This is a genomic window from Pseudomonas sp. Xaverov 83 (assembly GCF_019352905.1).
GTDB classification, from domain to species: domain Bacteria; phylum Pseudomonadota; class Gammaproteobacteria; order Pseudomonadales; family Pseudomonadaceae; genus Aquipseudomonas; species Aquipseudomonas yamanorum.
Genome location: NZ_JAAAFU010000057.1, coordinates 15,717 through 29,200, shown reverse-complemented (window position 1 = coordinate 29,200; position 13,484 = coordinate 15,717). Strand labels below are relative to the sequence as shown.

14 protein-coding genes and 1 pseudogene are annotated in these 13,484 nt (G+C 62.2%); 10 read left to right on the top strand and 5 right to left on the bottom strand.

What is annotated here, in order from left to right:
* Positions 1–24: 24 nt before the first annotated feature.
* Together K0H47_RS18585 and K0H47_RS18580 are read right to left on the bottom strand one after the other, a co-directional pair.
* Positions 25–660, bottom strand: coding sequence for a response regulator transcription factor (locus K0H47_RS18585; RefSeq protein ID WP_063027300.1), 636 nt, complete (start codon positions 658–660; stop codon positions 25–27).
* Positions 661–861: 201 nt separating this feature from the next.
* A complete protein-coding gene (locus K0H47_RS18580) occupies positions 862–1,683 on the bottom strand; it encodes a response regulator (RefSeq protein WP_063027299.1) in 822 nt (273 codons plus the stop codon).
* A 417-nt stretch (positions 1,684–2,100) separates the two neighbouring features.
* Here K0H47_RS18580 and K0H47_RS18575 point away from each other — a divergent pair, with 417 nt between their 5' ends.
* From K0H47_RS18575 to K0H47_RS18540, 8 genes are all read left to right on the top strand, one after another.
* Positions 2,101–2,718 (top strand): DUF1120 domain-containing protein, encoded by a 618-nt coding sequence (locus K0H47_RS18575; protein ID WP_093205379.1) that lies wholly within the window; start codon positions 2,101–2,103, stop codon positions 2,716–2,718.
* A gap of 42 nt (positions 2,719–2,760) precedes the next feature.
* A complete protein-coding gene (locus K0H47_RS18570) occupies positions 2,761–3,378 on the top strand; it encodes a DUF1120 domain-containing protein (RefSeq protein ID WP_219273386.1) in 618 nt (205 codons plus the stop codon).
* A 43-nt stretch (positions 3,379–3,421) separates the two neighbouring features.
* The gene (locus K0H47_RS18565; RefSeq protein ID WP_219273385.1) at positions 3,422–4,051 is read left to right on the top strand and encodes a DUF1120 domain-containing protein; all 630 of its coding nucleotides are present in this window, start codon (positions 3,422–3,424) and stop codon (positions 4,049–4,051) included.
* 64 nt (positions 4,052–4,115) lie between these two features.
* Positions 4,116–4,742 (top strand): DUF1120 domain-containing protein, encoded by a 627-nt coding sequence (locus tag K0H47_RS18560; protein WP_242488222.1) that lies wholly within the window; start codon positions 4,116–4,118, stop codon positions 4,740–4,742.
* Positions 4,743–4,770: 28 nt separating this feature from the next.
* Positions 4,771–5,469 (top strand): fimbria/pilus chaperone family protein, encoded by a 699-nt coding sequence (locus K0H47_RS18555; protein ID WP_063027292.1) that lies wholly within the window; start codon positions 4,771–4,773, stop codon positions 5,467–5,469.
* 141 nt (positions 5,470–5,610) lie between these two features.
* Positions 5,611–7,980: a fimbria/pilus outer membrane usher protein gene (locus K0H47_RS18550; RefSeq protein ID WP_063027290.1), complete on the top strand. Its 2,370-nt coding sequence runs from the start codon at positions 5,611–5,613 to the stop codon at positions 7,978–7,980.
* A gap of 11 nt (positions 7,981–7,991) precedes the next feature.
* Positions 7,992–9,119, top strand: coding sequence for a DUF1120 domain-containing protein (locus K0H47_RS18545; RefSeq protein ID WP_063027288.1), 1,128 nt, complete (start codon positions 7,992–7,994; stop codon positions 9,117–9,119).
* 15 nt (positions 9,120–9,134) lie between these two features.
* Positions 9,135–9,785: a DUF1120 domain-containing protein gene (locus K0H47_RS18540; protein WP_219273384.1), complete on the top strand. Its 651-nt coding sequence runs from the start codon at positions 9,135–9,137 to the stop codon at positions 9,783–9,785.
* On the opposite strand, the gene K0H47_RS18535 is transcribed toward K0H47_RS18540, so the two are convergent.
* Positions 9,782–11,062: a CynX/NimT family MFS transporter gene (locus tag K0H47_RS18535; RefSeq protein WP_063027285.1), complete on the bottom strand. Its 1,281-nt coding sequence runs from the start codon at positions 11,060–11,062 to the stop codon at positions 9,782–9,784. The two genes, K0H47_RS18540 and K0H47_RS18535, sit on opposite strands and share 4 nt — an antisense overlap.
* Positions 11,052–11,711 carry a FadR/GntR family transcriptional regulator gene (locus K0H47_RS18530; protein WP_063027283.1) on the bottom strand — a complete coding sequence of 220 codons (660 nt, stop codon included), beginning with the start codon at positions 11,709–11,711 and terminating at the stop codon, positions 11,052–11,054. The genes K0H47_RS18535 and K0H47_RS18530 overlap by 11 nt, the downstream gene beginning before the upstream one ends.
* Before the next feature lie 158 nt (positions 11,712–11,869).
* Here K0H47_RS18530 and K0H47_RS18525 point away from each other — a divergent pair.
* Positions 11,870–12,179: pseudogene (locus tag K0H47_RS18525) on the top strand (type II toxin-antitoxin system MqsR family toxin).
* A complete protein-coding gene (locus K0H47_RS18520) occupies positions 12,176–12,658 on the top strand; it encodes a type II toxin-antitoxin system MqsA family antitoxin (protein WP_219273383.1) in 483 nt (160 codons plus the stop codon). Before K0H47_RS18525 ends, K0H47_RS18520 begins: the two are co-directional and overlap by 4 nt.
* Positions 12,659–12,712: 54 nt before the next feature.
* On the opposite strand, the gene K0H47_RS18515 is transcribed toward K0H47_RS18520, so the two are convergent.
* Positions 12,713–13,477, bottom strand: coding sequence for an amino acid ABC transporter ATP-binding protein (locus K0H47_RS18515; protein WP_003171943.1), 765 nt, complete (start codon positions 13,475–13,477; stop codon positions 12,713–12,715).
* Positions 13,478–13,484 lie beyond the last annotated feature (7 nt).

The following is a 13,484-nucleotide window of genomic DNA, read 5'->3' as shown; positions in this document are numbered from 1 at the left end:
CCAGGAATACCTCATCCCATCCCTTCAGGGCACCATTCCGCTGCTGCGAGCATAGGCGAACAAATCCACATCGGTGGAGATACACAGCCGGTTCATGGCGGTGCTTTTCTGTTTGCTGATGGTGGAGATGCTGCGATTAACCCGCGCGGCAATCTGGCTGACGGTCATGCCGCTGGCCAGCATGCGCACCACTTCGCGCTCCTTGCCGGACAGTTGCGGGGGTTGTGATTGATCGCCCGTGCCCGCCTGCACCAACTGGGTCCGCAGGGACTCGCTGACGAAGGTCTTGCCCTCGCAGACTTCCTTGATGGCCGTGGGCAACTCCTTGGCCGACGCACTCTTGGCGACAATGCCTCGGGCGCCCTCGGCGAACGAGGCACGCAGGGTGGCGATATTGGCGAACATCGTCACCAGGATCACCGGCACCCCGGGGTATTGGCGTTGCAACAAGCCCAACAACACATAGCCGTCAGCCTGCTGCCCGCCCGGCATGGCGAAGTCCGTCACCAGCACATCACACGGGGTGCTGCCCAGCACCCGCAGCAGCTCATCCGGGCCATTGGCCTCACCGACCACCTTGCACCTGCCATTGGCCTCGATCACCACCTTCTGCCCGATCCGAACAATGGGATGATCGTCAGCAATAATTACGCGAAGCATAGAAATCCATGAATGATGGCAAATTGATTTGCGCAAAATAACCCTGTCCGACCCCAGCAACAACCGCCCACTCAGGCACGGTTTCCAATGGCGTCCCGTGTTCTTAAGTGGGTGATTTTTTACCTACAACAAAAAAGGAAACACCCTACAAACCATGCCCACAGACAGAGGTAATACCCCCTACAAAAATCGCTGGAAGTGTCATAAATCGGTCAAATAGCGCAGATACATCACCAAGTCCTGGTCAAACTGCTGCAATGCCCGCGAGTTGCACCGAATGCCGTGCTCGCGCACCTGCTCGATCAACTCCCCCGCGCAGCGATCCAGGTCGGTCTCACCAAAAAACGCGAGACTTCCCGCCAGGCGATGCAGGCAGTCGACCAACCCGTGCCGGTCGACGATGCGGCAGGCCTCTACCAGTCCTGCGTAATCAGCCTCGGCCTCCAGCACCAGGGTGCGCAACATTTGGTTCACCACCTGCTCATCGCCAAAGGTCTTGACCAGCTCGGCGCGGGTTGGCCAGTTCGCCCTGGGCAAAGCTGTAGCAGGCGGGTACGCATTCGCGCCCGGCGGCTGTGGCAACCACTGCTCAAGCACCGTACGCAATTGTTCCAGGGTCAGCGGCTTGAGCAGCCAGGCATCCATGCCGGCCTCAAGGCAGCGGCGGGCATCATCCGGGGAAAGTTTGGCGGTCAAGGCAATGATCGGTACACGCGGGCGGCTGTGTACGGCCTCTCGCCGCCTGATCTCACGAGCCATGCTGTAGCCATCCAGCACCGGCATGCGGCAATCGCTGATCACCAGGTCGAAATGCCGCAGGGCGATGGCGGTCAACGCGGCCTGCCCGTTGCACACCAACTCGTGATCGATTTCGAATTTTTGCAGGAACCAGCCCATCAAGGCGCGATAGGCCTGATGGTCTTCGACGATCAGTACGCTCAGGTGCTTCCAGTGAGCAGGAGGACTGCGCCATGGCACCGTTTGCTGCTTGGGACCGTCGTCAGCAAACACGCTTGGCGTCATGGCCACCTCGATATCGGTGCCGACCTGCCAGGGCCGTCGGGCGGCCCTGGCCTATCGTCAGGTGAGGGTGCGCTCGACGGTGATCCTTAACCCATCCTTCTGGCACCCATTACCGAATCAAGCTATCCACATGAATACCACTCTTGCGATACAAGAACTACGAAAAGACAGTTTTTCCTACAGCTCCGCCCACCTATTCCGACTTGACGCAGGCGAGCTAGAGCGATAGCGGATTGTCGTAATTCTTGTATTTCCCCCTCCACCCCCCGGCGCTAAATTGCGCCCCACCCCAAGAGGGCAGCCCGCCACTTCACCTGGCGGCCAACTATCCGAACTGACCCGACGCCCAACCGCGCCTCTTTCTGCGCTGCGGTGACGTGTACCCGTCCGTTGACCCAACACTGAGACAACACAACCATGAACAAGCACCTGATCGCCGTCGCCAGCGCCCTGCTGATCACCGGCACCGCCCCCGCCTTCGCCGCCAGCACCGTGGACCTGACCGTCAAGGGCATCATCACCCCGAATGCCTGCACGCCGAGCCTGTCCAGTGGCGGGGTCATCGACCACGGCAAGATGTCGGCCAAGGACTTGAACGCCACCCAGATCACCCCGCTGCCGAAGGTCAATTTGCAAATGACCGTGACCTGCGATGCGCCCGTGGTCTTCGCCCTGAAGGCGACCGATAACCGTGCGGGCTCGGGAAATGCCAGCGGTTTCGGGCTGGGGCGGATCAACGGGACCCAAAAGCTGGGCTCGTACAGCTTGACCATGAGCGCCCCCCTGGCCGACGGCGAAGTCGTGCAAAGCATCGCCTCCTTCGACAACGGCACCACCTGGGAGAAATACAGCTCCTTTGAAAACGGCCTGATGCTCTCCGTGGCCACCCTGGCAGACGTCAGCACGCCTCGCCCGACCCAGGAACTGGTGACGGATATCAGCTACAGCGGCTACATCAACCGCACCGACGGCCTGGACCTGAGCAACGAAGTCAATCTCGACGGCTCGGCCACCATTGAAGTGACGTACCTCTAACCCCTACGCCATCGACCCTGCAACCAAAGGTGCCGCTCGCCCATGAATTCCTCACCCGCTGTCTTTCTCGCCACTTTGCTGCTGGCCGCCACCGTGCTGGCCGCCAGCAGTGCCGACTTCGCTGTCACGGGCACCATCACGCCGAATGCCTGTGAACCCATGCTCTCCGGCGGAGGCGTGGTGGATTACGGAAAAATGCCGGCCAAGGAACTCAACACCGACAGCCCGACCTCACTGCTGCCAGAGACCATGCAAATGGAAGTCCTGTGTGAAGCGCCAACGTTTCTCGCGCTGAGCACGATCGATAACCGCGCAGGTACTTCGGCCATTAACGACTACTGGCATGGCCTGGGCCTGACGGACAGTGGCGAAAAACTTGGCGCCACCGCGTTCGCCCTGTTCAACCCGGTCGCGGACGGCGTCACCGTCAAGACCATCAACTCGATCGATGGCGGCGCAACCTGGCATCCGTCGATTTACCTGGGCCACTACACCCAGACCTCTGTTGCCACCAACGGCGGTGCAAATACCCCGATTGCGATACGGCAATTCAGCGCTGACCTGCGCGTGTACACCATGGTCGACGGCACCGACCGCTTGACCGTGCGCGATGAAGTGCCGCTGGACGGCCACGCCACCGTACAACTGAAGTACCTGTAACCCTTTATTCAACTGGCCCCACTCAAAAGGAAACGTGTGCCCCATGAAATTTACGCTCAATGCCCTGGCCACCGCGCTGCTGATCAGCACCAGCGCTTCTGCCCTGGCGGCGTCCACCGTCGACCTGACCGTCAAAGGGGTGATTACCCCCAATGCCTGCACCCCTGGCCTGTCCGGCGGAGGGGTGGTGGACTACGGCAAGATCTCCGCCAAAGACCTGAACCTCACGGCCCCCAAACAACTGCCACGCACCACCCTGCAACTGACCATCACCTGCGATGGCGGCACCCTGTTCGCCGTCAAGGGCACCGATAACCGCGCCGGCTCCAACTCCAGCGGCGGCAACTATGGCCTGGGGTTGATCAACGGTACGCAGAAGCTGGGCGCCTACGACCTGATGCTGAATAACGCGGTCGCCGACAGCGCAGCCGTCACCGTACTGGAATCGATGGATAACGGCACGACCTGGACCGACTCGGCGGACGCAATCCTGCCACCCAGCGCGTTGGCGGCTTTCGGCAGTAAAACCTCGGGAGCCTGGTTGCCGGTGCCGATCCAGCAAGTCATCTCCGATGTGGTGATCTACGGGCAAATCGCCCGGGCCGACAGCCTGGACCTGAGCGATGAGCACCCGATCGACGGCTCGGCCACGCTGGAAGTGAAGTACCTGTAAACCCGCGGCCTCGCCGTTCGCGGCGAGGCGCCTTACTTGCACCGAACACATTGAAGACCGAATGATGAACAGAACCCTACGCCTGTGCGCGGCGCTGTTATTGCTCAACACCGGCTCTAGCGTGTTTGCCAGCACCGCCACCGAGATGACCCTCTCAGGCCTGGTCACTCCCAGTTCCTGCACCATCGCGCTCTCCGGCAGCGGCATCATCGACCACGGCACCATCCCTGCCTATACCCTGAACCAGGACGAACCCACCCCCTTGGACAGCCAATGGCTGGAGGTCGAGATCCACTGCAACGGCCCCTTGTTGTTTGGCCTGATTGGCCTGGACAGCCGCGAAGATTCGTCCGCCGCACCGGACACTACCTACGGCCTGGGGAGAAACCCCAACGCGCCCGCGGAGCAATTGGGTTATGTCGACCTGGCGTTCGAAGCGGCGCAAGGGGACGGCCAGGTCATGCAGTCACTTGTGTCAAATCCCCAGGGCGGTCTCTGGTCCCCCCAACCCGCGATCCACCCCAAGTCCCTGATGGGGTTTGCCCGTCCCGGCCGACCGTTTCCGGAACCCATCGTCACCCTGACCACCCGGATCCGCGCACAGACCACCATCCACCCGGCGAACCGTCTGACCCTCAGGCAAGACGTTCCCCTCGATGGCTCATTGGTTCTGGATCTGCGTTACCTCTAAGCCCTGTGATCATTTTAGGAAGTGCGTCATGAAGACCTATCCAACCTTGCTGGCCCTCGGCTGGCTGCTGAGCACCCCGGTGTTCGCCGACGGCATGGTGCCCGACACCTCAGTGGTGATCGTCAATGAAGCCGACGGCGAAGCCTCGGTGTCGGTGACCAATACCGACGGCAAACTGGCCCTGCTGCACGTCACCCTCGAAGACATTCCGGAAGACACCGAATCGTTGCTGTTCGTCACCCCGCCCCTGTCCCGTGTCGAGGCCGACAAAAGCCAGCTGGTGCGCTTTATCCTGCGCAACCCCACGCCCCTGACAACCCAACGCCTGAAACGGGTGATCTTCGAAGGCATGCCCAAGGACCGTGATGCCGCCCAGGCAGGCCATGCGCGGGTGGGCGTGACCGTGCGCCAGAACCTGCCGGTGATCATTCATCCCAAAGGCCTGGCGCCGAATCGCACACCCTGGACCGGACTGACCTGGTCGCTGAACGCTGGCCACCTGAACGTCGCCAACCCCACGCCTTACGTGGTGCGCCTGGCCCAGGAGCTGCAACTGCTGCCCGGCAAGCAGAGCCTGGTGCTGCCGCGCACTTATGTGTTGCCCGGCGAAACCCTGCGGCTCAGCACGCCCCACACCGCCACGGGGGTACGCCTGCAACCGGCCACCGTCTACGGCTTCGCCGTCGCCGCCTATGAAGCACCGATAACCGCCGCAAACGCTGAATAACGAAGTGACAGCCCTGTGACTGTCACCGGGGAGCCCGCCAACCGTTGCCGGCTTCCATAACCTGAGTGCCTTTACGTGAACACAGTAACCACTGACCCGGCTGGCGAAGCCGTGCCCGACTGTCCTTTACGCACCGCCCGGATGCGGGCCGCGCTGCCACTGACCATGGCGTTGCTGTCGGCCGATGCCTGGGCCGATGCCTTCGACGCGCAAACCCTGCACCAGCGCGGTATCGACCCGGAACTGGCCTACCTGTTGTTGGACGCACCGCGCTATACCAGCGGCCGCCACGCCGTGAGCCTGACGGTGAACGGCCAGCGCCGTGGCCGCCTTGATGTGCGGTTCGACAGCCAGGGCGCGCTGTGCTTTGACCGCCCGTTGCTGGATGCCGCCGACCTGGTGATACCGGCGCCGCTGGGCGACAGCACCTGCCATGACTTCCTTGGCGAATACCCGCAAACCGTGGTGGAGCAAGACCCCGCCAGCCTGAGCGTGAGCCTGATGGTGCCCACCGATGCCCTGCGCCCACGCCAACGTGAGCTGTCCGGTTATGAAACCGGAGGATTCGCCGGCTTGCTCAACTACGACCTCACCGGTTTGTACAACCGCTATGGCGACGACGCCAGTCGCTTCGGCTCGGCCAATACCGAAGTGGGGTTCAACGCGGGCGACTGGATCGTGCGCAGCCGCCAGGTACAGACCTGGCAAGACGCCCGGTCCCGCAGTACCCACCTGGAAGCCTATGCCCAGCGCACCTTCGCCGAGCAGCAGGCGGTGTTGCAGGCCGGGCAGATCAACCTCTACAACCCGGTGCTGTCATCCGCACAGATCACCGGCATGCAGCTGTTTACCGAACAAGCCCTGCAGGACCAGGAACAGGGCTCGACCATCAGCGGCATCGCCAACAGCCCGGCCCAGGTGGAGGTGCGCCAGAACGGCGCGCTGATTCACTCCACGGTGGTGCCGGCCGGGCCGTTTTCCCTCACGGATGTACGGCGCCTGAACACGCGCTCAGACGTTGAAGTGACGGTCAAGGAAAGCACCGGCGAAGAACGGCGCTTCACCGTACCGGCGGCGATGCTCGGCATCGGCCTGCCAGCGCCGGGTTACTCGTTGGGGACAGGCCGGGTGCGCAATATCGGCGATACACGGGGCGACGACCCATGGGTGATCAGCGGCGGCTGGAGCGGCGCCTTGAACCCGCGCCTGAGCCTGGGGGCCGGCGTGCTTGCCGCCGAAGACTACCGTGCCACGGGTGCCAGCCTCGGCCTGTTGCCATGGACAGACGGCCAGGTACAACTGTCGACTCAGATAGCCGATGCCCAACGCTTGGGCGAACGTGGCGTACAGACCGACCTGAGCCTGTCCCAGCGCCTGGGCCTGCAATGGTCGATCACCGCCGGCGCCTCCCACCGCACCATGGGCTACCGGGAGCTGGAAGACGCCGCCTACTACGATTCACGGGACGACGAAGGCCGACGCACCCGCTATCGCGACCAGCAGAGCCTGGCCCTGGGCTGGGCCCATCCGTGGCTGGGCGCCTTCAATGCCGGCCTGTCGCGCACCACCACGTTCAACGGCGAAAACAGCAGCCGCGCCCTGGCCTCATGGGGCACCAGCGTGCGCGGTGTGTCGCTGTCGGCCAGTGCCGAATGGCAGGTCAGCGGCCGGCAGAATAACGAAAACGCTGTGTATCTGAACCTGAGCGTGCCACTGGGCGAGAACCGCCGCGGGCGCTCCTGGGTGCGCAACTCCGGTGGCGAGCACCGCATCGGCCTGGGGGTGAACGAGCAGGTCAACGATCAACTCAGTTATCGAGTCAGCGCCGAGCACGACAGCCGCGACCAACAAGTGGAATCCACCCTCGGCGTGTCCTATCTGCCGCGCTATGCACAACTGGACATGAACTACAGCCGCTCGGACGCCGAACGCTCCAGCTACCAGGGCGGTCTGCGCGGTGCGGTGGTGGCCCACAGCGGTGGCGTGACCTTCTCGCCTTACCCGGTGCGCGACACCTTTGCGCTGGTGTCTGTCGGCGAGATGGCCGGGGTCAAGCTCACCACGCCCAGCGGCCCGGTGTGGACCGACTTCCAGGGCCAGGCGGTGGTACCGCAAGTGTCCGCCTACGGGCGCAGCCCCGTGGAAGTACAAACCCAGTCGCTGCCGCGCAATGCCGATATCAGCAACGGCCTGGCCGTCATCAGCGCCGGACGCGGTGCGGTGGATCGCGTGGAGTTCGGCGTGGCCCTGACCCGTCGCGCCTTGCTCACGGTGACCACCGACCACGGTACGCCACTGCCCCGTGGCGCCACCGTGAGTACCGCCGATGGCGAGTTCGTGACCCTGGTGCAGGAAGGCAGCCAGGTGTTCTTGCCGAACGTGCTGGATCCCCGTCGCCTGTGGGTCAAGGCACCCGGCATGAGCCGCTGTGAACTGCACGTTGAACTCGCGGAAAAAGCCGACCCGCAGGTGTATTTCGAAACCGCCCCGGCGCGTTGTGTGACGCCATGAGGAAGAGTGTGATGAAGCGAATGTTACTGCTGGGATTGGCCCTGGGCGCCATCGTCCAGGCCCGGGCGCACGCCGATGAATGCCAACTGACCCTAAGCCAGTCGCGCCTGGATTTCGGCGTGATGAATCGTGCCGTGCAGCGCAACCCCGGCGCAGAAATTGTGCTGGGGGAGCGCCGCCTGAGCCTCAACCTGAACTGCCCGACACCCACCGATATGCACGTGTTCTACCGGGCCCTGGCCGCGACCGCCGAGCGCTACCGCTTTACCGAGCGTGGCAGCTACCGCGTGCACATCAGCGATGCGGTACTCGACGGCCAGGCGGTTGAACTGGGGTTGACCGGTGGGCAAGGCCAGGCGCCCAGCGCCAGGGGCAGGACGCTCGACTGGCGACCCGACCAGGCCATCGTGCCGTTGCGCGACGGCGCGCCGACCACCGGCAGCAGCTTTTCGGCGCAACTGCAGGTCAATGCCTGGGCGCAGGCCGACGCCACGCAAGTACGCGACGCGGTGACCTGGGAAGCCACCGGGTTGATCGACGCCGTCGCCACCGGCCGCGCCCGGGAGCTGTCGGTGCAAGCCGGTTTCGCCCCGGCGGCCTGTGAAACCACTCTGTCCAACGGCGGCATCATCGACTTTGGCCGTATGTGGGCCAAGAGCCTGAACGCCGACAAGGAAACCGGCCTGGCCTCCCGCAGCCTGCTGCTGAGTATCGGCTGCGACGGTCCGACTCACTTTGCCTTGCGCATGCACGACAACCGTAAAGGCTCGGCCACCGGCGGCACCGATGAAACCGCCTACGGCCTGGGCGTCGATGACAGCCGCAATAAGATCGGACGCTACTTTCTCTACTTCGACCCCTTCGACCTGCGCGCCGACGCCCTGCCCCAGGTGTACCGCACCGACTCCACCACCGGTGGCGCGGCCTGGAGCAGCTCCAGCGCCTACCCCATTCCCATCGGCAGCAGCAGTTTGCTCGGCTTTACCGCTATACCCGGCAGCAATGCCGGCCCCACCGCGATCCAGAACCTGAGCGGGCAGGTCAGCGTGCGCGCCGTTCTGTCGCCCATGAACAGCCTGGACCTGCGGACGGAAGTACTGCTCGACGGTTCGGGCACGATTGAAATCATCTACCTCTGATCAAGGAGTATGGTCATGAACCTACGCCAGCTTTCTCTCGCAACACTTGCCCTGCTGACCCTCAGCGCCGGCGCCAAGGCGGCCTCCAGTGTCGAACTCGGCATCACCGGCCTGCTCACCCCCAGCGCCTGCACACCAGCGCTGTCGAGCAACGGGCTGATCGACTACGGCAAGATTTCCCAACAGGAGTTGAACATTGATCGCGGCAAACGCCTGCCGGTGCGCTACCTGAGCGTCACCATCAACTGCGAGGCCGCGACCCGTTATGCCCTGCGCATGAGCGACAACCGCGACGGCACCGCCAACGTCAACAGCGAAATCTATTACGGGCTGGGGCTGGACCCGAGTGGCAACAAGATCGGCTTGTACTCACTAACCTTCGACCCCAAGCAGACCGTGATCGACAGCCTGCCGGAGGTTTACGGCACCGAGTCCACCAGCGGCGGGATCGCCTGGCGCACCGCCAACAGCAACCCGATCGACATCGGTTCGCGCAGCTTTCTCGGCTTTACCGACACCGTCGGCAGCACCAGCGGACCGACGGCCTTCCAGACCCTGAGCAGCGTGGTCAGGGTCGATACGGTGATCGCTGCCAAGAACAATCTCGACCTCAGCAGCGACGTGCATATCGATGGTTCCAGCACTATGGAAGTGCTGTACCTCTAGACCTTCTCGCTGGTCACGGCGACATACCGCGCACGCCCGGCGCCCAACCCCGCGATGATCGCGCCCAGGCCGATCACCGCGAAAATCCAGCCGGTGGCGTTCCAGCCGCCGGTCCAGTCATGCACCAGCCCGACCGCGAACGGCCCCATGGACGCCAGGGTGTAGCCGATCCCCTGGGCCATGCTCGACAGGTTGGCGGCTACATGGGCGTCCCGTGAACGCAGCACGATCAAGGTCAGCGCCAGGCTGAAGGTGCCGCCCTGGCCCAGTCCCAGCAGAATCGCCCAGCCCCACAAGCCGTCCAACGGTGCATACAGGCAACCGAACAGGCCGCCCAGGGTCAGCACCATCACCACCACGATGGCCAGCCGCTGGTCCTTGCCGCGGGTGGCCAACCAGGGCGCGGCCAGGGAACTGGCCAACTGCACAATCACCGAACCGGAAAGCACCAGGCCCGCCTGGGTGGCGGTCAGGCCACGGCCGATCAGGATCGACGGCAACCAGCCAAACACAATGTAGGCCAGAGAGGATTGCAGGCCCATGTACAAGGTCACCTGCCAGGCCAGCGGATCACGCAACAAGCCCTTCACGCGATAGGCCACCTGGTGCGCGCCGTGTTTCTGGCCAACTTGTGGCAACCAGAACAACGCCGCAACCAACGCCGGAAGAATCCAGAACCCCAGGCCGATGTTCCAGCTGTCGCCGAAGTAATGACTCAGCGGCACGGTAGAACCCGCCGCCAGCGCTGCACCCAGGCACAGGGCCATGGTGTACACGCCGGTCATGGTGCCGGCCTGTTTGGCGAAATCGCGTTTGACGATACCGGGCAACAGCACCCCGATGATGCCGATACTCGCGCCCGCCAGCAGGCTCCCGGCGAACAGCCCGACCTCACCCAATGAGCTGCGCAGGATGATGCCGCCGGCCAGGGTCAGCAGAATGCCCAGCACCACCCGCTCGGCGCCAAAACGCCGGGCCAGGATCGGAGCCAACGGTGCGAACAGTCCCAGGCACAACACCGGTAGCGTCGTCAGCAACCCGGCCTTGGCGGCCGAAAGCCCCAGGCTATGGGAGACCTCAGCGAGCAGCGGCGCCATGCTCGACAACGCGGGGCGCAGGTTCAGCGCCACCAGGATCAGGCCCAGCAGCAACAGCCACGGACGGCTCACCACCGGCGGGCTGTGCTGGACCTCATCGTCATCGGCTTCGGCGTCGATCAGCAATTCTTCAAGGGCATTTTCTGAACGGGGCATGGTGGTCTCGGGTTCAAGGTTCATTGATCAACTGCCGGGACAGGGCCTTGGCGCGTTCCGGGTCCTGTTGTTCCACGGCATCGAGCAAGGCGCCGTGCAGGTCGAACACCGCTTGCCGGCGCGGCTGGATGTTCAGGGTCTGGCGCAGTTGCGCGCCGACGATGCTGGAGAAGTACTGGTACAGCTCGCTCAAGGCCGGGTTGTGGGCGGCGTCCACCAGGCGTTTGTGGAACACCAGGTCGCAGCTGATGTAGTGCTCAAGATCACCTTGGTAATGGTCGCCGCTGGCTTTGAGCGCCGCACGCAAAGCGACCAGGTCTTCATCAGTGCGGCGCAACGCGGCCAAGCCGACTGCCTCGACTTCAAGAATCTGCCGCGTCTCCTGGGCCTGGGCCAAAGTGCAGTGGGACATGGCTTTCATCGCGCCCAGAGGGTCGGTCATGGAGCGCAGGTAGCTGCCGTCACCCTGGCGGATCTCGATCAATCCGGAAAACGCCAATACGCGCATGGCTTCGCGCACGGTGTTGCGGCTGATCCCCAGCTCGGCAGACAACTCGGGCTCGGTGGGCAGGCGCTCGCCGATGGCCCATACGCCTTGGGTAATGCGCTGGCGCAACTGGTCCAGGGCTTGATCGACGAGGGAGCGTTTGATCAGGGGGGCGATGTCTGTCATGGGTTTCGTCCTTTCATCCAATCATAGGATGAATTTTCCTACAGCCTATTCGGAGTTGCCTACAAAGGCAACGCACTAGGGTTCTGATGAGGCAAAGGAGCAGTATTTTCGATTGGTAAAATTACCCTCAGAGGGTAATTATTGGACTCAGGTGTCTTATGGAAAAGTACACACCTCATTACGATCTGGCGGTGATAAAGGCGGATGTCAGGCGGCTTGGAAAGAAAGCATTTACTCAAAGCGCACGCCGTTGCGGCGAGGATCTTGATTTAAGCATCGAACAAATGCAGGCGGTCATTTTCGAGTTGAAAAACACGATGTTGTACAAGTCGATGACCACTCATGACGACCATCGAGTTTGGCAATGTGTATCACATCCACTCACATGATCTGGAGATCTACATCAAGGTGACCTACCGCACGGATGGTAAACCTCCGGTGATCTCCTTCAAGGAGAAAAATCCATGAAAACAGAGCAATGCTTCAGCTGCGGCAGGCATGACGGAATGCATCACTTTTCAGGACGTAGCGAAACATCGGAAGTCAAAGGTTTGCATCGCCGTATAGACTATCTGTCTGGATGGGAGTGCCAGGCATGTGGAGAGGTGATCCTGGACCCCGAAGACGCGGAACGCTATTCAGACCACTGCGATGAAATCGTTCACAGTTTCAGGCAGATGGTCGGCACCGAGATAAAGCGCATACGCCGCAAACTGCACCTTTCACAAAAAGAAACGGTACAACTGCTATCGGGTGGCGGCCACAACGCCTTATCTCGTTACGAGCGCGGTGAGGTATTGCCCCCCAAATCCCTGGTAGTCCTGATGCGTTTGCTTGAGCGTCACCCCCACTTGCTGGTCGAAGCAAAAATCCTGAGTGAAGGCGCAGATCTTCGCAATTCCGTGCATACGGTACATAAAGAGCACGAGATCCTGACGACAACTTGATTGATGGCAAAAATAAACCCGGCACCAGGCCGGGTTTATTTATTCAAACACCCATCAATGCAGAATCTGGCTCAAGAACAGCTTGGTCCGATCATTCTGCGGGTTGTCGAAGAAGTCATTCGGCGCCGCCTGTTCAACGATCTCGCCCTTGTCCATGAAGATCACGCGGTTGGCCACGGTGCGTGCAAAGCCCATTTCGTGGGTGACGCAGAGCATGGTCATGCCGTCTTCCGCCAGGCCGATCATGGTGTCCAGCACCTCTTTCACCATCTCTGGATCGAGCGCCGACGTCGGTTCATCGAACAGCATGATTTTTGGCTTCATGCACAGCGCACGGGCAATCGCCACGCGCTGTTGCTGGCCGCCGGACAACTGCCCCGGAAACTTGTGGGCCTGTTCCGGAATACGCACGCGCTCAAGGTAGTGCATGGCAATTTCTTCAGCCTTGCGCTTGGGCATCTTGCGCACCCACATCGGTGCCAACGTGCAGTTCTGCAGGATGGTCAGGTGCGGGAACAAGTTGAAGTGCTGGAACACCATGCCGACTTCACGACGGATCGCTTCGATCTGCTTGAGGTCGTTGGTCAGTTCCACGCCATCGACCACGATGCGGCCCTGCTGGTGCTCTTCCAGACGGTTGAGGCAGCGGATGGTGGTGGACTTGCCGGAACCCGACGGGCCGCACAGTACGATACGCTCGCCCTGCTTGACGTTCAGGTTGATGTCTTTCAACACGTGGAACTGGCCGTACCACTTGTTGACGCCCTGCATCTGAATAATGCCTTCAGGGCTCACAGGCTGTTTGATCGCTTCACTCATCACAACA